This window comes from Bradyrhizobium sp., from assembly GCF_022844465.1.
In the GTDB taxonomy this organism is placed as follows: Bacteria; Pseudomonadota; Alphaproteobacteria; order Rhizobiales; family Xanthobacteraceae; genus Bradyrhizobium.
Genome location: NZ_JALHLP010000021.1, coordinates 19,068 through 39,519, shown reverse-complemented (window position 1 = coordinate 39,519; position 20,452 = coordinate 19,068). Strand labels below are relative to the sequence as shown.

Annotated in this window: 17 protein-coding genes; 16 read left to right on the top strand and 1 reads right to left on the bottom strand. The window is 65.0% G+C overall.

Annotated features, from left to right (window positions below; translation table 11 throughout):
- Positions 1–163 precede the first annotated feature (163 nt).
- The 8 genes from uvrC (at position 164) to Q0D31_RS21610 (ending at position 8,718) form a co-directional block, all read left to right on the top strand.
- Positions 164–2,242: an excinuclease ABC subunit UvrC gene (gene uvrC / locus Q0D31_RS21645; protein ID WP_291855868.1), complete on the top strand. Its 2,079-nt coding sequence runs from the start codon at positions 164–166 to the stop codon at positions 2,240–2,242.
- 103 nt (positions 2,243–2,345) lie between these two features.
- Complete coding sequence (pgsA, locus tag Q0D31_RS21640) at positions 2,346–2,960, top strand: CDP-diacylglycerol--glycerol-3-phosphate 3-phosphatidyltransferase (RefSeq protein ID WP_291855866.1); 615 nt, start codon at positions 2,346–2,348, stop codon at positions 2,958–2,960.
- Positions 2,957–3,208: a molybdopterin converting factor subunit 1 gene (gene moaD, locus Q0D31_RS21635; protein ID WP_291855864.1), complete on the top strand. Its 252-nt coding sequence runs from the start codon at positions 2,957–2,959 to the stop codon at positions 3,206–3,208. The genes pgsA and moaD overlap by 4 nt, the downstream gene beginning before the upstream one ends.
- 48 nt (positions 3,209–3,256) lie before the next feature.
- Positions 3,257–3,724: a molybdenum cofactor biosynthesis protein MoaE gene (locus tag Q0D31_RS21630; protein ID WP_291855862.1), complete on the top strand. Its 468-nt coding sequence runs from the start codon at positions 3,257–3,259 to the stop codon at positions 3,722–3,724.
- Positions 3,724–4,689 carry a 50S ribosomal protein L3 N(5)-glutamine methyltransferase gene (gene prmB, locus Q0D31_RS21625; protein WP_291855861.1) on the top strand — a complete coding sequence of 322 codons (966 nt, stop codon included), beginning with the start codon at positions 3,724–3,726 and terminating at the stop codon, positions 4,687–4,689. The genes Q0D31_RS21630 and prmB overlap by 1 nt, the downstream gene beginning before the upstream one ends.
- Before the next feature lie 116 nt (positions 4,690–4,805).
- Complete coding sequence (locus Q0D31_RS21620; protein WP_291855859.1) at positions 4,806–6,152, top strand: aspartate aminotransferase family protein; 1,347 nt, start codon at positions 4,806–4,808, stop codon at positions 6,150–6,152.
- 217 nt (positions 6,153–6,369) lie between these two features.
- Positions 6,370–7,848: an EAL domain-containing protein gene (locus tag Q0D31_RS21615; RefSeq protein WP_291855857.1), complete on the top strand. Its 1,479-nt coding sequence runs from the start codon at positions 6,370–6,372 to the stop codon at positions 7,846–7,848.
- A gap of 15 nt (positions 7,849–7,863) precedes the next feature.
- The gene (locus Q0D31_RS21610; protein ID WP_291855856.1) at positions 7,864–8,718 is read left to right on the top strand and encodes a TIGR01459 family HAD-type hydrolase; all 855 of its coding nucleotides are present in this window, start codon (positions 7,864–7,866) and stop codon (positions 8,716–8,718) included.
- Positions 8,719–8,788: 70 nt separating this feature from the next.
- Here the strand turns inward: Q0D31_RS21610 and Q0D31_RS21605 are convergent, their stop codons facing one another.
- A complete protein-coding gene (locus tag Q0D31_RS21605) occupies positions 8,789–9,184 on the bottom strand; it encodes a response regulator (protein ID WP_291855853.1) in 396 nt (131 codons plus the stop codon).
- Between the two features lie 231 nt (positions 9,185–9,415).
- On the opposite strand from Q0D31_RS21605, the gene Q0D31_RS21600 reads away from it, so the two are divergent.
- The 8 genes from Q0D31_RS21600 (at position 9,416) to mutL (ending at position 20,384) form a co-directional block, all read left to right on the top strand.
- Entirely contained in the window at positions 9,416–10,387 is a 972-nt protein-coding gene (locus tag Q0D31_RS21600; RefSeq protein ID WP_291855851.1) for a bifunctional riboflavin kinase/FAD synthetase, read from the top strand.
- 298 nt (positions 10,388–10,685) lie between these two features.
- Positions 10,686–13,685 carry an isoleucine--tRNA ligase gene (gene ileS / locus Q0D31_RS21595; protein ID WP_291855849.1) on the top strand — a complete coding sequence of 1,000 codons (3,000 nt, stop codon included), beginning with the start codon at positions 10,686–10,688 and terminating at the stop codon, positions 13,683–13,685.
- Positions 13,682–14,179 (top strand): signal peptidase II, encoded by a 498-nt coding sequence (gene lspA, locus Q0D31_RS21590; protein WP_291855847.1) that lies wholly within the window; start codon positions 13,682–13,684, stop codon positions 14,177–14,179. Before ileS ends, lspA begins: the two co-directional genes overlap by 4 nt.
- Positions 14,180–14,282: 103 nt before the next feature.
- Complete coding sequence (locus Q0D31_RS21585; RefSeq protein WP_291855845.1) at positions 14,283–14,996, top strand: hypothetical protein; 714 nt, start codon at positions 14,283–14,285, stop codon at positions 14,994–14,996.
- A gap of 164 nt (positions 14,997–15,160) precedes the next feature.
- A complete protein-coding gene (locus Q0D31_RS21580; protein WP_291855843.1) occupies positions 15,161–16,549 on the top strand; it encodes a pitrilysin family protein in 1,389 nt (462 codons plus the stop codon).
- Between the two features lie 32 nt (positions 16,550–16,581).
- Positions 16,582–17,913 carry a pitrilysin family protein gene (locus Q0D31_RS21575; protein ID WP_291855943.1) on the top strand — a complete coding sequence of 444 codons (1,332 nt, stop codon included), beginning with the start codon at positions 16,582–16,584 and terminating at the stop codon, positions 17,911–17,913.
- A 115-nt stretch (positions 17,914–18,028) separates the two neighbouring features.
- On the top strand, positions 18,029–18,448 hold the full coding sequence (arfB, locus tag Q0D31_RS21570; protein ID WP_291855941.1) for an alternative ribosome rescue aminoacyl-tRNA hydrolase ArfB: 420 nt from the start codon (positions 18,029–18,031) through the stop codon (positions 18,446–18,448).
- 130 nt (positions 18,449–18,578) lie between these two features.
- A complete protein-coding gene (gene mutL, locus Q0D31_RS21565; protein WP_291855841.1) occupies positions 18,579–20,384 on the top strand; it encodes a DNA mismatch repair endonuclease MutL in 1,806 nt (601 codons plus the stop codon).
- The last annotated feature ends 68 nt before the right edge of the window (positions 20,385–20,452 follow it).

Genomic DNA, 20,452 nt, shown 5'->3' with positions numbered 1-20,452 from the left:
CAAGTTCGAGCTTTTTCCCGCACGATTTATCGAGAGTTTTAAGTTAAAGGGTTGTTAAGACGGGTTACCGCCCGCTCATCATTCTTAATAATGGGTTACCGAGAGCTTCCGACGTCCGCCCCGGGCGCTGGCGATGCCGACTTCCAGCGACTAATTTAGGCCCATGGACCGCGATTCTACCCATCAGCCAAAATCCTCACGCAAGTCGCGGCGGAACCCTCTCCCGGAGGTGCCACCGCAGCACCAGGCCTGTGCAGATGTGGATCCTGCGACCTCAGCCGCCGAGGAGGACGACGAGGCGCGGCTGCCCGAGGCCCCGGAGGAGCCTGCCGAGGCGGTGGCCGAAGGCCCGCTCGCGGTTGGCCACGCCGCCATCGAGAACGCGGTGCGCCTGGCGCCGACCTCGCCCGGCGTCTACCGCATGCTCAATGCCGGCAGCGACGTGCTCTACGTCGGCAAGGCAAAGAACGTCCGCAAGCGCCTGTCTTCCTATGCCCGTGTCAACGCGCCACTGCCGGCGCGCATCCTGCGCATGATCGCCGCGACCGCCTCGGTCGAGATCGTGTCCACCACCACCGAGACCGAAGCGCTGTTGCTCGAGGCCAATCTGATCAAGCAGTTGCGGCCGCGCTTCAACGTGCAACTTCGCGACGACAAGTCGTTTCCCTATATCCTGATCACCGGCGATCATTGGGCACCGCAGATTCTGAAGCATCGCGGCGCGCAAACCAGGCCGGGCCGGTATTTCGGGCCGTTCGCGTCCGCCGGCGCCGTCAATCGCACCATCACGGCGCTGCAGCGCGCCTTCCTGATCCGCTCCTGCACCGACGGTTTTTTTGAAAGCCGCACCCGGCCCTGCCTGCTCTACCAGATCCGTCGCTGTTCGGGGCCCTGCACCGGAGAGATCGACTTCCCCGGCTATACCGAGCTGGTGCGCGAGGCGAACGACTTCCTGTCCGGCCGCAGTGGTCTGGTGAAGCGGGAACTCGCCGGCGAGATGGAGAAAGCGTCCACCGAACTCGAATTCGAAACCGCGGCGCTGTATCGCGACCGCCTCGCTGCGCTGTCGGCGATCCAGTCGCAGCAGGGCATCAACCCGCGCACGGTGGAAGAGGCCGACCTATTCGCCATCCATCAGGAGGGGGGGTATTCCTGCGTCGAGGTGTTCTTCTTCCGCACCGGCCAGAACTGGGGCAACCGCGCCTACTTCCCGCGGGCGGAAAGATCCTTCACGCCAGAGGAAGTGCTGGCCTCTTTCCTCGCGCAATTCTACGACGACAAGCCGCCGCCGAAACTCATCCTGCTGTCGCACGAGATCGAGGAGCGCGCATTGCTGGCCGACGCGCTCGCGGTCAAGGCCGGGTCCAGGGTGGAAGTCGCCGTACCTAGGCGTGGCGAAAAGAAAGAGCTGATCGCGCACGCCCTGACCAACGCGCGTGAGGCGCTCGGCCGCAAGCTCAGTGATACCGCAACGCAGGCCCGCCTGCTGCAGAGCCTGGCGACGACGCTGGGATTGGCGCAAGCCCCGCGCCGGATCGAGGTCTACGACAACAGCCATATCCAGGGCGCTAACGCGGTCGGCGCAATGGTCGTGGCAGGACCGGACGGGTTCATCAAGAACCAGTACCGCAAGTTCAACATCAAGTCCGAGGGCCTGACGCCCGGCGACGACTACGCGATGATGCGCGAGGTGCTTGAACGGCGTTTCAAGCGGCTCGCGAAGCCGCCGGAGGGCGAAGCGGCCAAGGCAAAGGGTGGCTCGCGTGCCGACGATGATTCGTTTCCACAATGGCCCGATCTCGTCGTCATCGACGGCGGCCGCGGCCAGCTCAATGCCGCGCGGGAAGTTCTTGAAGGCCTTGGCCTGACCCAGGTGTCGCTGATTGCCGTCGCCAAAGGGCCGGATCGCGATGCGGGGCGAGAGACCCTGTTCATGCCGGGTCGCGAAGCGATCAAGCTGGAACCGCGGGACCCGGTGCTGTATTTCATCCAGCGATTGCGCGACGAGGCGCATCGATTCGTGATCGGCTCTCACCGCAAATTACGCAAAAAGGATATCCGGGAAGCCGGCCTGCAGGAAATCCCGGGGATCGGCCCGTCACGCAAACGTGCCTTGCTGCATCATTTTGGAACGCTGAAGGAAATCGAGCGGGCGTCGATCGCCGACCTCGGCAAGGTTCCCGGCGTCAGCGCCGAAAGCGCCCGCAAGATTTTCGAGTTTTTCCATGCGCAGCCGGGTTAAAGGGGGTGGGTCCCATGGGGAGTTTCTCGGCCGTTACCTGCGACCAGATGATCCGGGCCGGAGCCCGGTTGACCTTCACGCTCCAGCGGTATTGGTAAGACGCATGAACATCGCAACTACCAGGGGGCCGACCAAGAGCCTGTCCCTGCCGAATATCCTGACCTATGCGCGCATAGCCGCCATTCCGGTGGTCGTCGGTTGCGTATACGTCCAGTCCATTCTGGATGGACCGCTGTGGCTGCGCTGGGTGGCACTGGCGGTGTTCATCGCGGCCGGGGTGACCGACTATCTCGATGGCTACTATGCGCGAATGTGGGATCAGCAATCTGCCTTTGGCCGGATGCTGGATCCGATCGCCGACAAGCTTCTGGTGGCGTCCTGCCTGCTGATGCTGGCCGCCGACAACAGCATCCACGGCTGGACCCTGTGGGCCGCCATCGTGATCCTGTGCCGCGAGATCCTGGTGTCGGGATTGCGGGAATATCTGGCGGCGCTGCGGGTCAGCGTACCCGTGACCCGACTCGCAAAATGGAAGACCACCGTGCAGCTGGTTGCGATCGGCTTTCTGATCGCCGGCGAAGCGGGCGAGCGGATTCTGCCCGCCACCACCATGATCGGGATTGTCCTTTTATGGATGTCGGCGATCTTCACCATCTACACCGGCTGGGATTATTTCCGCGCCGGCATCCACCACCTCATCGAGGAGGATGAGGGATGAAAGTCAAGTATTTCGCCTGGGTGCGCGAACGGATCGGCATACCAGAAGAAACGATAGAGCCCCCGGCAGAAGTGCGCACGGTAAGCGATCTGATCGGCTGGCTCTCCAGCCGCGGCGAAGGCTACGCTTATGCATTCGAGACGCCAAAGGTGATCCGCGCCGCGATCGACCACGCCCATGTCAGACCGGACGCGGCGATCATGGGTGCCCGCGAGATCGCGTTTTTCCCGCCCATGACCGGCGGCTGACGAGGCGTTTTCGAGCGAAACGAAACGCTCAGAACAGAAGATGATCCGATGTCCGTCACCGCGACCATTCGCATTCAAGAGGCCGATTTCGACGTGGCGCGGGAAATCGCGGCGCTGACCAAAGGCCGCACCGACGTCGGCGCGGTGGTCTCGTTCAGCGGGGTCTGCCGTGGCGACGAGAACGGCGAGCCGATCGCCGCGCTGACGCTGGAACATTATCCGGGGATGGCGGAAGCCGAAATCGGGCGGCATGCCGGCGAGGCGGCGGCGCGCTGGCCGTTGACGGGCTTGACGGTGATCCATCGCGTCGGACGCATCGCGCCCGGCGAAAACATCGTGCTGGTGGTGGCGGCTTCGCAGCACCGGCAGGCCGCTTTCCACGCCGCGGAGTTCCTGATGGACTATCTGAAAGCCAACGCGCCGTTCTGGAAGCGCGAGGAAGGCCGAAAGGGCGCGAACTGGATCGAGGCCCGCGACCATGACGATGCCGCGGCGGCGCGCTGGACCAAATCCTGATGGCCAAACGCGCGAAACCTGTGACCAGGCGCGGTCGCGCCACATCGAAGCTTGCCCCGGTCGCCGCCGGCGAATTGCTGACGCTGACGGATTTTGTCCGCTACGGCGTCAGCCGTTTCGTCGAGGCCGGCCTGGTGTTCGCCCACGGCACCACCGACCCGCTCGCGGAAGCCGCCTTCCTGGTGTGCGAGGCGCTGCATCTGCATCCTGATCAGTTCGAGACCTTCGCCACCGCGCGCGTCACCGCAGCGGAAGGCGGCAAGATTCTCGATCTGATCGCGCGCCGCGTCAGCACGCGGGCACCGTCCGCGTATCTGGTCAACAAGGTCTACATGCGCGGCCTGCCCTTCTATGTCGACGAGCGCGTCATCGTGCCGCGCTCCTATATCGGCGAATTGCTCGACCTGCATTTCGGTGGCGACGATGACGAGCAGGGCGGCTCGCTGATCGCCGATCCCTTGGAGGTGGAAAGCGTGCTCGACCTCTGCACCGGGTCGGGCTGTCTTGCGGTGCTGGCAAGCCGGCGGTTTCCGAATGCCGAAATCGACGCGGTCGATGTTTCAAGGGACGCACTCGACGTCGCTGCGCGCAACGTCGGCGACTACGGATTGGAGGACCGCCTCACGCTGTACCGCGGCGATCTGTTCAAGCCGCTGGGCGACAAGCGCTACGACCTCATCATTTCGAATCCGCCCTATGTCGATGCGCAAGGCATGGCCAACCTGCCGCGGGAATGCCGCCTTGAGCCAAAACTCGCTTTCGACGGTGGCGCCGACGGTCTCGAAATCATCAGGCGCATCCTCGACGAGGCGGGCGCGCACCTGACGCCGAAGGGCGGACTGTTGTGCGAAATCGGCCGCTGTCGGCCGCAACTGGAGGCCGCCTACCCGCAACTGCCGCTGCTCTGGCTAGATACCGAGGATTCCGCGGGCGAAGTATTCTGGATTGCCGCCACCGATCTCTGAACCGCCGGATGGCGCGGAAATATCATGGCGCGTTGGCGTTCCCGTCACGCGGTGAAGCTGATAGTTTGGGCTCGACCCAAGCCGCAAACGCCAAGCAACCGCCAGAGAGGCCTCCGATGCTGGACAAGAGCCCCCGCCCCACCGCCGTCAACGTCCCGAACGACCTCGCCGCGCACTGGATGCCGTTCACCGCCAACCGGGCCTTCAAGAAAAACCCGCGGCTGCTCGCCGGCGCCAAGGACATGCACTATTTCACCGTCGATGGACGCCATATCCTCGATGCCGCCGCGGGCATGTGGTGCACCAATGCCGGCCACGGTCGCACCCAGATTTCCTCGGCGATCGCCAGGCAGGCCGAAGCGCTGGACTATGCGCCGCCGTTCCAGTTCGGCATCCCGCAGGCGTTCGAACTCGCCAGCCGCATCGCCGATCTGGCGCCCGACGGCCTCGACCATGTGTTCTTCTGTAATTCCGGCTCGGAAGCGGCCGACACCGCGCTGAAGATCGCGCTGGCCTATCATCAGATCGCCGGCCAGGGCACCCGCACCCGGCTGATCGGCCGCGAGCGCGGCTACCACGGCGTCGGCTTCGGCGGAACCTCGGTCGGCGGCATCGTCAACAACCGCAAGATGTTCGGCACCCTGCTGGCGGGCGTCGACCATCTGCCGCATACCTACGACCGCGACAAGCAGGCCTTCAGCAAGGGCGAGCCGGAGTATGGCGCGCATTTCGCCGACGATCTCGAGCGGTTGGTGAACCTTCATGGCGCCTCCACGATCGCCGCCGTCATCGTCGAGCCTATGGCCGGCTCGACCGGAGTGCTGCCGGCGCCGAAGGGATACCTCAAGCGGCTGCGCGAGATCACCCAGAAGCATGGCATCCTGCTGATCTTCGACGAGGTCATCACCGGCTACGGCCGGCTTGGCTTTGCCTTCGCCGCCGAACGCTATGGCGTGCTGCCGGACATGCTGACCTTCGCCAAGGGCATCACCAATGGCGCGGCGCCGATGGGCGGCGTGCTGGTGCGCGACACCATCCACGACGCCTTCATGAGCGGTCCGGAACACGCAGTGGAACTGACCCATGGCTACACCTATTCTGCCCATCCGCTCGCCTGCGCCGCCGGTCTTGCCACGCTCGACATCTACCGTGACGAAAAGCTGTTTGAACGCGCCAACAAACTGGAGCCAAAGTTCGCGGACGCCGTGATGTCGCTGCGGAAGGAACCGGGCGTGCTGGATATTCGCACCGTCGGCCTGACCGCCGGTATCGACCTGGCGCCGCTGGCCGACGCGCCGGGCAAGCGCGGCTTTGCCGGACTCAACAGCGCCTTCCACGACAACGACCTGATGGTGCGAGTCGCCGGCGACACGCTGGCGCTGACGCCGCCGCTGATCGTGACCGAGGACCAGATCGGCGAAATCATCGAGAAGGTGGCCAAGGTGATCCGCGCGGTAGCCTGAGCGCGGATGTGTCGGGTCCCGGCCTCGGGCCGGGACTGTCACTCCTGATCCAGCCGCACGATAGCAACGAGGGTTGCGCGAAAGAACACTAGCTCTACGAATCAACATTGATGCTAAGGTTGGGTTCGCTTGGGGGAGCGCGAACCAGAACACGCCCGAGGACTGCCGCTTTTTCCCGGGTGAGGACGGTTCGGATTTTGGGGGCGTAACGCGCAACATGATTCGCATTTCGACGATTTTCATCGCCATTTGCATGGTTCTGGTCGCGGCCTCCCTCGGCCTCGTGCTGCATTCGGTGGCGGGCTTCAGCGGATCGGAATCCGCGATCGTGGCGCTCACGGCGCTGACTTTCCTGATCCTCTACAATGCGGTGTCGATGCGGCTGCGCGATCGCTCCGATGTCGGCGGCCAGATCGCTGACCTGTCGCGCGGCACCGCCGACCTCGCCCGTCAGGTGGCCGAATTCGGCCGCCGGCTCGCCGCCGTCGAAGGCCGGGTGGTATCGGCAAACTCCGCAAGCTCCGATCGCATTCAAACCATGGTCGGCGAGATCAACGAGCTTGGCTTGCTGGTCAAGCAGCTGGCGCTGTCGGTCGCCAGCGAGGAGGAAACGCCCTCCTCAGGCGTGCCCGCCGCAGCTTCCGGCCCGGCAAGCCAGGCAACCGCCGTACCGCCGAACGAAAGCGGATATATTGCGGAGAATGCGCTTCCTGCCGCCGCCCGACCGGCGCCGGTTGCGGCGGCCACCACGCCGGCGGCCGTCGCCACTGAGAGCGCCGAAACTTCGCGCGGCCAGGCGAAGTTGCTGGCAGCCGTGCGGAGCGCCGTCGACGAAAACCGGCTCGACATCTATCTGCAACCAATGGTGACGCTGCCGCAGCGCAAGGTGCGCTACTACGAGGCGGTGACGCGGCTGCGCGACGACAGGGACCAGGTGATCGCCGCCGACGATTTCATCGCCGTCGCCGAAGCGGGCGGGTTGATCGGGCGTATCGATCACATGGTGATCCTGCGCTGTGTCCAGGTGTTGCGCCGCCTGATGGTGCGGAACAAGGAGGTCGGGGTGTTTTGCAACCTCTCGGCGGCGACGCTCGGCAATCCCGCAAGTTTCGCGCAATGCCTGGATTTTCTCGATGCCAACCGCGCGCTGGCGCCGTCCTTCGTACTCGAATTCAAGCAGGCGACGTTCCGCCAGCTCGGCCCGACCGAAACCGAGAATCTCGCCGCGCTGGCGCAACGCGGCTATCGCTTCTCGATCGATCATGTCTCCGACCTCAGGATCGAACCGCGGGAACTCGCCGACCGTGGCGTCCGTTTCATGAAGGTGCCAGCGGCGCTGCTGCTCGATCCCAGGCAAGGCTCGGCCTCGGACATCCACCCCTCCGACCTTTCCGATCTGCTCGGACGCTTCGGCATCGACCTGATTGCCGAAAGGATCGAGGGCGAGCGCGCGGTGGTCGATCTGCTCGATTATGATGTGAGGTTTGGGCAGGGCTTCCTGTTCGCGCCGCCGCGGCCGTTGCGGCCCGAGGGGGCGGCCGCCGCCGGCGGGACCGCTCCGGCCAAGGAATCAGCTGGTTCCATTGCCCCTAATGGCGCCGCCAAACCGGTTGCCGTCGTCGGTTCGGCTGCAGAGGGCGCCGCGCGGGCAACCGGCAACGCCGCGCTGGCGCGCCGCGCCGCCGGACCCGCCTGACAGGCGCCCAAGGTCATGGCCGCACTCCGCTTCGTGGAGCACCTGCGCGACCTCGTAGGCGGCGTGGAGGTCCTGCTCTCCGACATCTGGGGCGTGGTGCATAATGGGATCGAGGCGTTCCCCGAAGCCTGCGAGGCGCTGCATATCTTTCGCCAGCGGGGTGGCACCGTCATCCTGATCACCAACGCCCCGCGACCAGCCGATTCCGTGCAACGGCAACTGCGAAAGCTCGGCATTGCCGACGAGACCTATGACGCGATCGTGAGTTCGGGCGACCTGACGCGGCACTTCGTCGCCGACCATCCGGAGAAAAAGATGTTCTGGCTCGGTCCGGAACGTGACGCATCGATCCATCGCGGGCTCGACGCCGCGATGGCGCCGCTGGAGCAGGCCGACTACATCGTCTGCACCGGCCTGTTCGACGACGAGACCGAATCGGCGGAAGATTACCGCGCGATGATGCTGCAAGCGCTGGAACGCAAGCTGCCGCTGGTCTGCGCCAACCCCGACATCGTGGTGGAACGCGGCGACCGGCTGATCTATTGCGCTGGCGCGATCGCCGAGCTGTATCGCGAATTGGGCGGCGAGGTGATCTTCTACGGCAAGCCGCACCGGCCGATCTATCAGCGCGCCATGGCGCTTGCCGCCGAGCGCCGCGGCCATCCGACGCCGCTTGATCGCGTGCTGGCGATCGGCGACTCGGTGCGGACCGACCTTGCGGGCGCCATGGCGTTCGGAATCGATTGCCTGTTCGTGACCCGCGGCATTCATTCCGCCGACGTCGAGGGCCTCGATCAGTTTGATCCCGCCTCGGTAAAGGAGCTTTTCGGCCACCCACCCCGCGCCTTGATCCGGGAGCTTCGGTGGTAACGTCGCTTTTTCTCTCTCCGACCCTCGCCTTTCGCGGCGAGAGGCAGAGAGCCGGGGCGCGGTGGCAGGCTTACGCCGTCGCCATGTCCGGGAACACCGCCTCGATCTTGGTCTTCAGCGTGGCCGCGTTGAACGGCTTGACGATATAATTGTTCACACCAGCCTTCTTGGCGGCGATCACGTTCTCGGTCTTGGATTCGGCCGTGATCATGATGAAGGGCGTGGTGGCGAGGTTGGGATCGGCACGGACCTCCTTGAGCAGGTCGTAACCGGTCATCGGCTCCATGTTCCAGTCGGAAATCACGAGCCCGTATTTCTTGCCGCGCATCTTTTCCAGCGCCGCCGAACCGTCGCTGGCATCGTCGATGTTGTCGAAGCCCAGCTGCTTCAGAAGATTTCGGATGATGCGGATCATCGTGCTGTAGTCATCAACCACCAGAACCGACATGGACAAATCAACCGCCATCTTCTTCCCCCACTCAACGCTCAAGCAACTAAATCACGACAGGCGCTGCGCGACCCGCAGTCCTCTCCTCATCCCTAGCAGCACTGATTAAACAGCCCGTTAACCCGAACGCAGACCGGATCGAGGCAGTATTGTTACGGCCCCGATGGCTTGACTTCGCAGGCAGCGCCGCGTCACGGTCCGGCCGCGCTCGGCGCGCCAAAAGTGAAGAATCTGTGAAGAAAACCTACAATGGCAACTGGATTTACCATTATCCGCGACGCGACCCCCGCCGCCGAAATTCCCCGCGGGGCCGTGGTCGCCATGGGCAATTTCGACGGCGTCCATCTGGGCCACCGCGCCGTGATCGCCGCCGCCCTGCGGATGGGTCGAACCGTCGGCAAGCCGGCTTTTGCGGTCACCTTCGAGCCGCACCCCCGCAGCTTTTTCAGCCCCAACAGCCCGCAGTTCCGTCTCTCTGACGAAACCAACAAGCTGCGACTGCTGGCGGGAACGGGCCTGACCGGCGCTGTGGTGATGACATTCGACAAGGCCCGCGCCGGCACTTCGGCGCAAGATTTCATTAACCATGACCTGGTCCAGCGGCTCGGCATCAGCGGCATTGCCGTCGGCTACGACTTTCATTTCGGCAAGGGTCGGGTCGGCTCGCCGGGCCTTCTGCTCAGCGAGGCGCCACGGCTCGGGATCGCGGTCGACGTCCAAGCCCATGTCGATGTTGAAGAGCGGCCGGTTTCCTCCAGCGCGATCCGCATGGCGCTGGCGGAGGGCCAGATCGACGACGCCACCGCGATGCTGGGCGGGCCATGGTTCGTCAGCGGCGAAGTCATCCATGGCGAGAAACGCGGCCGCGATCTCGGCTACCCCACCGCCAATATCCGCCTCGACAAGCATTGCAGCCTCCGGCACGGCATCTACGCGGTGCGGGTTGGCCGCGGCTCCGACCGGTTTGACGCCGTCGCAAGTTTCGGCCGCCGCCCGACCTTCGACAATGGCGCGCCGCTGCTGGAGGTGTTCCTGTTCGGCTTCAAGGGCGATCTTTACGGCGCCGTGCTCGACGTCGCCTTCATCGGCTTCATCCGCGACGAGCAGAAGTTCAACTCGGTCGAAGCGCTGGTCCGGCAGATGGACAACGATAGTGCCCAGGCCCGCGCGCGACTGGCGGCCGCGCCCGACGCTTTTCCCAGACTTGGAGCCATCGGTTGAGCAAGCTACCGCCGGCAGGCGCGGGCCAAATCGGCGCCGACGCCGGGATTGACAGCGAGCACCCGACATCGCCGCGAGCCATGCCCGGTCCGCGAGGACGAGCGAGATTCGGGTACCCCCGGGCTTTGCGATTTCAGCTTCCGGCTGCTATGGAAAGCTCCATGTTGGCTCGGCGCACCATCAGCATTAGCGGCCCGGCTTCCGCCTGAGCGTTCGGCTCGGCGCAAGACCGGGATTTGCCTGTTTCATCCGCGATTTCAGCGCTTCAGCGCCGTTGACGAGCCAAACCAGAGCATTCATGTCCGAAAAGCCGCAAAAGTCCGAAGCAACCGACTATTCCAAGACCCTGTTCCTGCCGCAGACGGAATTCCCGATGCGGGCCGGCCTGCCGCAGCGCGAGCCGGAGATCCTCAGATACTGGAACGAGATCGACCTCTACGGAAAGCTGCGCGAGGGCGCCAGGGGCCGCGCCAAATTCGTGCTGCATGACGGCCCGCCCTACGCCAATGGCAGCATCCATATCGGCCATTCCCTGAACAAGATCCTCAAGGACGTGGTGACCAAGAGCCAGCAGATGCTCGGCTTCGATTCCAACTACGTGCCGGGCTGGGACTGTCACGGCCTGCCGATCGAATGGAAGATCGAGGAAGAGAACTACCGCTCCAAAGGCAAGCAGAAGCCTGATTTCCGCGACTCCACCGCGATGGTGGCGTTCCGCAAGGAGTGCCGCGCCTACGCCACGCACTGGCTCAACGTGCAGCGCGAGGAATTCAAGCGGCTCGGCATCATCGGCGACTGGGACCACCCCTACGCCACCATGAGCTATCCGGCCGAAGCCCAGATCGCGCGCGAACTGATGAAGTTCGCCGCCAACGGCACGCTCTATCGCGGCTCCAAGCCGGTGATGTGGAGCGTGGTGGAGAAGACCGCGCTCGCCGAGGCGGAGATCGAGTATGAGGATTACACCTCCGATACGGTGTGGGTGAAGTTTCCGGTGACCTCGCCGGCGCACGGCGCCCTGGCCAATGCATCGGTGGTGATCTGGACCACCACGCCATGGACGCTGCCGGGCAACCGCGCCATCTCTTTTTCGCCAAAGATCGCTTACGGCCTCTTTGAAATCACCGACGCGCCCGCAGACAATTGGGCGAAGAACGGCGATCTGTTGATCCTCGCCGAAACACTTGCCGAAAGCGTCTTCAAGCAGGCGCGCGTCACAGCATACAAGAAAGTGCGTGAGCTGCCGGCCGACACGCTGGACGCGGTCGAATGCGCTCATCCCTTGAAGGGCGTCAGTGGCGGTTACGAATTCACCGTTCCGCTCCTGCCCGGAGACCACGTCACGGACGACACCGGCACCGGCTTCGTCCACACAGCGCCCGGCCATGGCCGCGAAGACTTCGACGTCTGGACGGCAAATGCGCGTGAACTCGGCCAACGCGGCATCAACACCGCCATCCCCTACACCGTTGACGAGAACGGCGCCTTCACCGATCACGCCCCGGGCTTCACCGGCAAGCGCGTCATCAACGACAAGGGTGAGAAAGGCGAGGCCAACGAGGCTGTGATCAAGGCGCTGGTCGAGGCCGGCAGGCTGCTGGCGCGCGGCCGGCTCAAGCATCAATATCCGCATTCGTGGCGCTCGAAGAAACCCGTGATCTTCCGCAACACCCCGCAATGGTTCATTGCGATGGACAAGGACATTGCGGTGGACGGCAAGACAAAGCCCGGCGACACGCTGCGCGCCCGCGCGCTGCGCGCGATCTCGGTGACGCAATGGGTGCCGCCCGCCGGCCAGAACCGCATCAACGGCATGATCGCCGGCCGCCCCGACTGGGTGATCTCTCGCCAGCGCGCGTGGGGCGTGCCGATCGCGGTGTTCGTGCGCGAGAAGGCCGATGGCTCCGCCGAAATCCTGCAGGACGCCGCCGTCAACGCCCGCATCGCCGACGCCTTTGAGAAGGAAGGCGCCGACGCCTGGTACATGGACGGCGCGCGCGAACGCTTCCTCGGCACGCTCGCCAATCAAGACTGGAAGAAGGTCGACGATATCTGCGACGTCTGGTTCGATTCCGGTTCGACGCACGCTTTCGTGCTGGATGACCTCGTGCATTTCCCCGGCCTCGCCGGCATCCAGCGCAAGGTCGACGGCGGCCGCGACACCGTGATGTATCTGGAAGGATCGGACCAGCACCGCGGCTGGTTCCATTCCTCGCTGCTGGAAAGCTGCGGCACCCGCGGCCGCGCGCCCTACGACGTGGTGCTGACGCATGGCTTCACGCTGGACGAGAACGGCCGCAAGATGTCGAAGTCGCTCGGCAACACCGTCGAGCCGCAGAAGGTGATGAAGGATTCCGGCGCGGATATTCTGCGCCTCTGGGTCTGCGCCACCGACTATGCCGACGACCAGCGCATCGGGCCGGAAATCCTCAAGAACACCATCGAAACCTACCGCAAGCTGCGCAACTCGATCCGCTGGATGCTCGGCACGCTGCATCATTTCAGGCGGGAGGATGCGGTCGCGCCAGCCGACATGCCCGAGCTGGAACGGCTGATGCTGCACGAACTGGCGGGCCGTGCCGCGATCGTGCGACGGGCGTATTCCGAATTTGACTACAAGACGGTGGTCGCCACGCTATCGGCGTTCATGAACACGGAATTGTCGGCCTTCTATTTTGACATCCGCAAGGACGCGCTCTATTGCGACGCGCCGTCGTCGCTGGCGCGCAAGGCGGCGCTGACCACGATCGACATCGTCTGCGACGCGATCCTGCGCTGGCTGGCGCCGGTTCTCAGCTTCACGACCGACGAGGCCTGGCGGATGTACAGGCCGAGCGCCGAACCGTCGGTGCATCTGACGCTGTTTCCAGAGGGGTTCGAGAAATTTCGCGACGAGAAACTCGCCACACGATGGGAGACCATCCGCGACGTCCGCCGCGTCGTTACCGGCGCGCTGGAGATTGAACGTGCCGCCAAGAACATCGGTTCGTCGCTGGAAGCCTCGCCGCTGATCTATGTGTCGGACAAGAACATCTTCAACACGCTGTTCGACGTTGACCTGGCCGAAATCTGCATCACCTCGAACGCGATGGTCACCAATGACGACGCGCCGGACAACGCCTTCCGGCTCGGCGACGTGCCGGGGGTCGCCGTCATGGTCGAAAAGGCCGTCGGCAAGAAATGCGCGCGGTCGTGGAAGATTCTGCCCACGGTCGGAGAAGACGCCGAGTATCCCGACGTGTCCCCGCGCGACGCGCAGGCCTTGCGCGAATGGAAGGCGCTTGGAGTAGCGGTTTGACCCCTCACCTCCGCGCCGGAATCATCGCCGCGGTCGCCGCGCTGGTGATCGACCAGGCCTCGAAGCTCTGGCTGCTGTACGGGTTCGACATCGCCCGCCGCGGCGCGGTCAGGGTTACGCCATTTTTTGACCTGGTGCTGGCGTGGAATGTCGGGATCAGCTTCGGCTGGTTGCAGACCGATCACCAGCTTGCCCAGCTGGCGCTAATGGCGATCAAGGCGGTGGCCGTGATCGTGCTGGGCGTCTGGATGGCGCGGTCCAGCACGCTGCTGGCGACCCTCGCGCTCGGCCTGATTATCGGCGGCGCGATCGGCAACGGCATTGACCGATTCCTGCACGGCGCCGTGGTCGATTTCGCCCTTTTCCACCTTGATATTGGGGGGAAAACCTTCAATTGGTACGTGTTTAACTTGGCTGACGTGGCCATTGTTGCCGGGGTTGTGGGCCTGCTGTATGACTCCTTCCGGGGGGTGCCCGCCGCAAAAGCGCCCTGATGCCGGCCGATACGGACCCCCTTGCGGCATGGTGCCTGTACGCGTGGGATTCGGCGCTCGCGCCGAGCCCGCGGGTTGCAAAATCTTGAATGGGAACAGTCTGATGCGCGAGACCGACGCCCGCTCCCGGATGTTACAGAAGAGCCCGACGAACCGGGCGTTGCGGTTTGCTGCCGTGGCCTTTTGCATCGGCCTCATGATGGCCGCCGCGCCCGTCCGCGCCGCCGATGGCGAGGACGAGGACGAAATGACTTTCGAGGAAAAGATCATCGACGGCATCATGCGCGGAATCGGCGGCACCAACATGGAGAACCGCGGCATCGAATACCGCGAGCGGTCCCCGCTGGTGGTTCCCCCCAAGCTCGACCTGCCGCCGCCGGCCTCCGCTGCGGCGGAAATCAAGGCACCAAACTGGCCGAAGGATCCGGACGAGCAGCGCCGCAAAGCGGCGTCCGCCGCCCGCAAGAAGGAAAACAAGGACCCGCGCGAAGCCGCGCGCATCCTGACCCCGGCTGAGCTTGCGGTCGGCAAAACCGCGGCGCCCTCGCGCACCAACAGCGATCCGGTGCAACCCGGCACTTCCTATACCAACCCGATCCTGAGCCCGTCTCAGCTTGGCTACAACGGCGGGTTCAGCGGCCTGTTTGGCGGCAGCAAAGTCGAGACCGCCCCGTTCAAGGGCGAGCCGACGCGGGAATCGCTGACCCAGCCGCCGGTCGGTTATCAGACACCGTCGTCGAGCTTTGCCTACGGTACCGGGCCAAAGGAATCCCTGAACAGGGAATACAACCCTGCCGCCGGCAAGTATGGCGAATAGTTAAGTTTGGCTCTCGCCTTCGTTACCATGGCGGACGTCGGCGCGGTGTACGATCCCGCCGCAGTTTGGCGAATGGTTCAGTCCGCGTTGTTTCTCACAATTGCGCGAGGTCGCATCGCAGGAGCGGTAACCGCTTCTGCTGAGCTCGCGCCAGACAGGTCATGATGTCATCGCACCGCCTTGCCGCTCCGCTCATTGCAGCCTTCATCTCGACGTTTGCTCTTCCCGCCGGCAGCGCCCTCGCCCAGACCACCGTCACCTCGGAGCGGCCGGCCAGCTTCACCCTCGGCAACGGCCTGCAGGTGGTCGTAATTCCCGACCGCCGGACGCCGGTCGTGACCCAGATGATCTGGTACAAGGTCGGCTCCGCCGACGAGACGCCCGGAAAATCCGGGCTGGCGCACTTTCTCGAACATTTGATGTTCAAGGGAACAGCCAGGCATCCCGCCGGTGAATTCTCCAAGACCGTGCTGCGGGTCGGCGGCAACGAGAACGCCTTCACCTCGCTCGACTACACCGGCTATTTCCAGCGCGTGCCGCGCGAACAACTGGCGAAGATGATGGAGTTCGAGGCCGACCGCATGACCGGCCTCGTGCTCAAGGACGAAAACGTATTGCCCGAGCGCGACGTCGTGCTTGAGGAGTTCAACATGCGGGTCGCCAACAATCCGGAAGCCCGGTTGTCCGAGCAGATGATGGCGGCGCTCTATCTCAACCATCCCTACGGCCGGCCGGTGATCGGCTGGCGCCAGGAGATCGAGAAGCTCGACCGCGAGGATGCACTGGCGTTCTACAAGCGCTTCTACGCGCCGAACAACGCGATCCTGGTCATCGCCGGCGACACTGACGCGAAGGAAGTCCGCCCGCTGGTGGAAGCGGCCTATGGCGGCATTCCGGCCCAGCCGGCCATCGCCGCGCAGCGCGTGCGCCCGCAGGAGCCGGTGCCGGCCGCGCCGCGCACCGTGACGCTGTCGGATCCGCGCGTCGAACAGACCAGCGTGCGGCGCACGTATCTCGTCCCATCCTCGGCGACTGCGGCCGTCGGCGAAAGCCCGGCGCTCGATGTGCTGGCGCAGCTCATGGGTGGCGGCTCCAACTCCTATCTGTATCGGGCGCTGGTGATCGAGCGTCAGCTCGCGATCAGCGCCGGCGCCGGATACCAGGGCACCGCGCTCGACGCGACCCAGTTCTCGATTTCGGCTTCGCCGAAACCCGGGGTGGAGTTTGCGCAGATCGAGCAGGTCATTGACGGCGTGATTGCCGACGTGATCCAGAATCCCGCCCGCGCCGAGGACCTCGAACGGGTCAAGACGCAGCTGATCGCGGAGGCGATCTACGCCCAGGATAGCCAGGCCACGCTGGCGCGCTGGTACGGTGCCGCGCTGACGACGGGGCTCAGCATCGACGATATCAGGAGCTGGCCGGACCGTATCCGCGCCGTCACGGCCGAGCAGGTCCGCGACGCCGCGCAAAAATGGCTCGACAGGAAGCGCTCGGTGACCGGTTATCTGATCAAGGATTCCGCGCCGAAGCGTGAGGAGAAGCGCTCGTGAACGATTTGCTTAACGGCGCCCGGCGCTTCGCATTGGGCCTGATCGCCTGCCTGGCGTTGCTGGCGGTGGCGACACCATCGCACGCCGCGGCGAAAATCCAGCGCCTGATTTCGCCGGGCGGCATCGAGGCCTGGTTCGTGCAGGACGCCACCGTACCCCTGATCGCAATGGAATACGCGTTCAGCGGCGGCGCCAGCCAGGATCCGGTCGGGAAATCCGGCGTCGGCAACATGGTCGCCGGCCTGCTCGACGAGGGTGCGGGCGATCTGGATTCCAAGGCTTTCCACGAGCGCCTCGACCGCCGCGCGATCCATCTCAATTTCTCCTCGAACCGGGATCATTTCCGCGGCTCGTTGCGCATGCTGAAGGACAATAAGGACGAGGCCTTCGATCTGCTGCGACTTGCGCTCACTTCCCCAAATTTCGACCCGGCCGACGTCGAGCGCATTCGCGCGCAGGTGACCTCCGGACTGCGCCGCGACACCACCAACCCGAGCGCGCTGGCGAGCCGCAAATTCCTGGAAGTCGCGTTCGGCGACCATGTCTACGGCCGGCAGGCCAACGGTACGCTGGACAGCATACCGACGATCGCCGCCCCTGACTTGAAGGACTATGTCCGCCGGGTGATCGCCAGGGATACGTTGCGGATCGCGGTGGTCGGCGATGTCGACGCCGATACGCTCGGCAAGTTGTTGGACAGAACGTTCGGCGCCTTGCCGGCCAAGGCGAGCCTGACGCCGGTCACGGACGTGCAGGCCGCCAGGCCGCCGCAGCGCGCCTTCATCCCGCTCGACGTGCCGCAGACGGTGGTGACGTTCGGTGGTCCCGGCATTCGCCGCCAGGATCCGAACTTCATGGCCGCCTTTGTGGTGAACCACATCCTCGGCGGCGGTGGAATGTCGTCCCGGCTCTACCGGGAGATTCGCGAAAAGCGCGGCCTTGCCTACTCGGTCTCCCATTCGCTGCTCTGGATGGACCGCTCGGCGCTGTTCGTTGGCAACACCGGCACCCGCGCCGACCGCGCCGGCGAAACCGTCGATGCGATCGAAAAGGAAATCCGCCGCATGGCCGAGGACGGCCCGACCCAGACGGAGCTGGACGAGGCCAAGTCCTATCTCAAGGGATCGCAGATGCTGGCGCTCGACACCTCCTCGAAGCTCGCGCAAGCTTTGCTGCAGTATCAACTCGACAAGCTGCCGATCGATTACATCGAGAAGCGCAACGCCATGGTCGACGCCGTGACGCTCGACGACGCCCGGAAAGCCGCCAGACAATTGTGGGGCCAGGGCCTGCTCACGGTGATCGTCGGCCGCGCGCCGCAGGCCGCCGCACAGCCCGCCGCCGCGCCGCCGAAGGCGAACTGACGGGAATTTTTTATCAGAAGCTGGTAAGACGTGATGCCCGGGAGCCGCAGACACCTGTACGTCGTCTGTGCAAGGCGGGCTACCATGCCCGGGCATGACGACTGCCGGTGACACCATGATGCGGATATCCCGCGACCTTGCGATCGACGCGGACGACATCGATATCTCCTTCGTCCGCGCCTCCGGTCCGGGCGGGCAGAACGTCAACAAGCTCGCCACCGCCGCCCAGCTCCGTTTCGACACCCGCAGAATCGCGCTGCCCGAGGACGCCGCGGCGCGGCTGGACCGGCTTGCCGGCCAGCGCATGACCAAGGACGGCGTGATCGTGATCCACGCCCAGCGCTTCCGCACCCAGGAGCGCAACCGCGCCGACGCGATCGACCGCCTGCTCGAACTGTTGCGCGAAGCCATGGTGCGGCCGAAGCCGCGGCGGGCGACCAAGCCGACCTTCGGATCGAAGCAGCGGCGTCTGGAAGGCAAAAAGCGCCGCAGCGACGTCAAGGCGAAACGCAACACCGCGCGCTTTGACGATTGAGGCGCTCCGCGACGGTGGCGCCCCGCCCGTGCCGGCACCGAAAGTTCCGCACAACCGGCTGCCGATGCATGCATTTGTCGTCGCAGGGGCCTAAAATCATCACCCAGCTCCACCGATTCCGTGGGAAATCATGCCTGTCCGCCAGCTTCCCGAACAGCTCGTCAACCGCATCGCCGCCGGCGAAGTGGTCGAGCGCCCCGCCAGCGTGGTCAAGGAGCTCGTCGAGAACGCGATCGATGCCGGCTGCTGCCGGATCGATGTTTTCACCGATGGCGGCGGGCGACGGCGGATCGGCGTCACCGACGACGGCAGCGGCATGAGCTGCGGCGATCTTGCGCTCGCCGTCGACCGTCACGCCACCTCCAAGCTCGACGACGAGGACTTGCTGCAGATTCGCACGCTGGGATTTCGCGGCGAGGCGCTGCCCTCGATCGGCGCGGTGGCCAAGCTCGACATCACCACGCGGCACGCCAGCGAACCACATGCATGGTCGCTGTCGGTCGAAGGCGGCGCGAAGTCGCCGATCATGCCGGCAGCGTTGTCGCAGGGCACCCGCGTCGAGGTCAGCGATCTCTTTTACGCGACGCCCGCCAGGCTCAAATTCCTCAAGACCGACCGCACCGAGGCCGAGGCGATCCGCGAAGTGGTGCGGCGGCTGGCGATGGCGCGGCCCGACATCGCCTTTACGCTCGCCGGCGAGGAACGCGCGCCGGTGACCTGGGCCGCGGCGCTGCCCGGCGCGGCGGGCCGGCTGACGCGGCTCGGCGATATCCTGGGCGGCGAATTCCGCGCCGCGGCCATTGAAGTGCGCGCCGAGCGCGAAGGCGTTGCCATTGAAGGCTTTGCCGCCGCACCGTCGCTGACGCGGGCCAACGCGCTCGGGCAATATCTGTTCGTCAACGGCCGCCCGGTGCGCGACAAGCTCATCCTCGGCGCGGTGCGGGCGGCCTATTCGGATTATCTGCCGCGCGACCGCCATCCGGTGGTCGCGCTGTTCGTGACGCTGGAGCCGCAGGAGGTCGACGCCAACGTGCATCCGGCCAAGACCGAGGTGCGGTTTCGCAACGCCGGCCTGGTTCGCGCGCTGATCGTGCATGCATTGAAGGAAGGTCTCGCCCGCGAGGGCCGGCGCACCGCCGCCAATACCGACGGCTCCGCGTTGTCGGCGTTCCGCCCGTCCTTTGCGCCGCGTCCGACCCATTGGGACTGGCACAACTCGCCGGCTTATCCGGCTAGCCCCGCGCCGGCGTTCACGGGCGCGGCGGCGCTGGCCGAAACCGGCCAGGCAGCGTTCGATGTCGGCGCGCCGACCGCCGATGTGCGCTTCGAGGCGCAGGCCGCCGCCGACCTGCTCGACCGTCCGCTCGGCGCGGCGCGAACCCAGATCCACGAAACCTATATCGTGGCGCAGACCCGCGACGGCCTGATCGTGGTCGATCAGCACGCCGCCCATGAGCGTATTGTCTACGAGAAGCTGAAGGCGTCGCTGGCGAGGAACGGCGTGCAGCGGCAGATGCTGCTGATCCCCGAAATCGTCGAACTCGATGAGGCCACCGTCGAGAAGCTGCTCGCCCGCGCCGAGGAACTGGCCTCGTTCGGCCTTGCGATCGAATCCTTCGGCCCCGGCGCCGTCGCCGTGCGCGAAACGCCCTCCCTGCTCGGCAAGGCCAACGCGGCGGCGCTGCTGCGCGATCTCGCCGAACACATGGCCGAATGGGACGAGGCGCTGCCGCTGGAGCGCAGGCTGATGCATGTCGCCGCCACCATGGCCTGCCACGGCTCGGTCCGCGCCGGGAGACGCCTCAAGCCGGAAGAGATGAACGCGCTGTTGAGGGAAATGGAGGACACGCCGAACTCCGGCCAGTGCAACCACGGCCGGCCGACTTATGTTGAACTGAAGCTCAGCGATATCGAGAAGCTGTTCGGGCGACGGTAACGAGTCGTAGGGTGGGTTAGCAGAAGGCGTAACCCACCGATATTTGCGCGAAAGGGCGGACTACGCTT

What these genes read in the sequence shown, in the direction of transcription:
- uvrC (WP_291855868.1), top strand. Translation starts at nt 164, where the DNA reads ATGGACCGCGATTCTACCCATCAGCCAAAATCCTCACGCAAGTCGCGG.
- pgsA (WP_291855866.1), top strand. Translation starts at nt 2,346, where the DNA reads ATGAACATCGCAACTACCAGGGGGCCGACCAAGAGCCTGTCCCTGCCG.
- moaD (WP_291855864.1), top strand. Translation starts at nt 2,957, where the DNA reads ATGAAAGTCAAGTATTTCGCCTGGGTGCGCGAACGGATCGGCATACCA.
- Q0D31_RS21630 (WP_291855862.1), top strand. Translation starts at nt 3,257, where the DNA reads ATGTCCGTCACCGCGACCATTCGCATTCAAGAGGCCGATTTCGACGTG.
- prmB (WP_291855861.1), top strand. Translation starts at nt 3,724, where the DNA reads ATGGCCAAACGCGCGAAACCTGTGACCAGGCGCGGTCGCGCCACATCG.
- Q0D31_RS21620 (WP_291855859.1), top strand. Translation starts at nt 4,806, where the DNA reads ATGCTGGACAAGAGCCCCCGCCCCACCGCCGTCAACGTCCCGAACGAC.
- Q0D31_RS21615 (WP_291855857.1), top strand. Translation starts at nt 6,370, where the DNA reads ATGATTCGCATTTCGACGATTTTCATCGCCATTTGCATGGTTCTGGTC.
- Q0D31_RS21610 (WP_291855856.1), top strand. Translation starts at nt 7,864, where the DNA reads ATGGCCGCACTCCGCTTCGTGGAGCACCTGCGCGACCTCGTAGGCGGC.
- Q0D31_RS21605 (WP_291855853.1), bottom strand. Translation starts at nt 9,184, where the DNA reads ATGGCGGTTGATTTGTCCATGTCGGTTCTGGTGGTTGATGACTACAGC.
- Q0D31_RS21600 (WP_291855851.1), top strand. Translation starts at nt 9,416, where the DNA reads ATGGCAACTGGATTTACCATTATCCGCGACGCGACCCCCGCCGCCGAA.
- ileS (WP_291855849.1), top strand. Translation starts at nt 10,686, where the DNA reads ATGTCCGAAAAGCCGCAAAAGTCCGAAGCAACCGACTATTCCAAGACC.
- Q0D31_RS21585 (WP_291855845.1), top strand. Translation starts at nt 14,283, where the DNA reads ATGCGCGAGACCGACGCCCGCTCCCGGATGTTACAGAAGAGCCCGACG.
- Q0D31_RS21580 (WP_291855843.1), top strand. Translation starts at nt 15,161, where the DNA reads ATGTCATCGCACCGCCTTGCCGCTCCGCTCATTGCAGCCTTCATCTCG.
- arfB (WP_291855941.1), top strand. Translation starts at nt 18,029, where the DNA reads ATGATGCGGATATCCCGCGACCTTGCGATCGACGCGGACGACATCGAT.
- mutL (WP_291855841.1), top strand. Translation starts at nt 18,579, where the DNA reads ATGCCTGTCCGCCAGCTTCCCGAACAGCTCGTCAACCGCATCGCCGCC.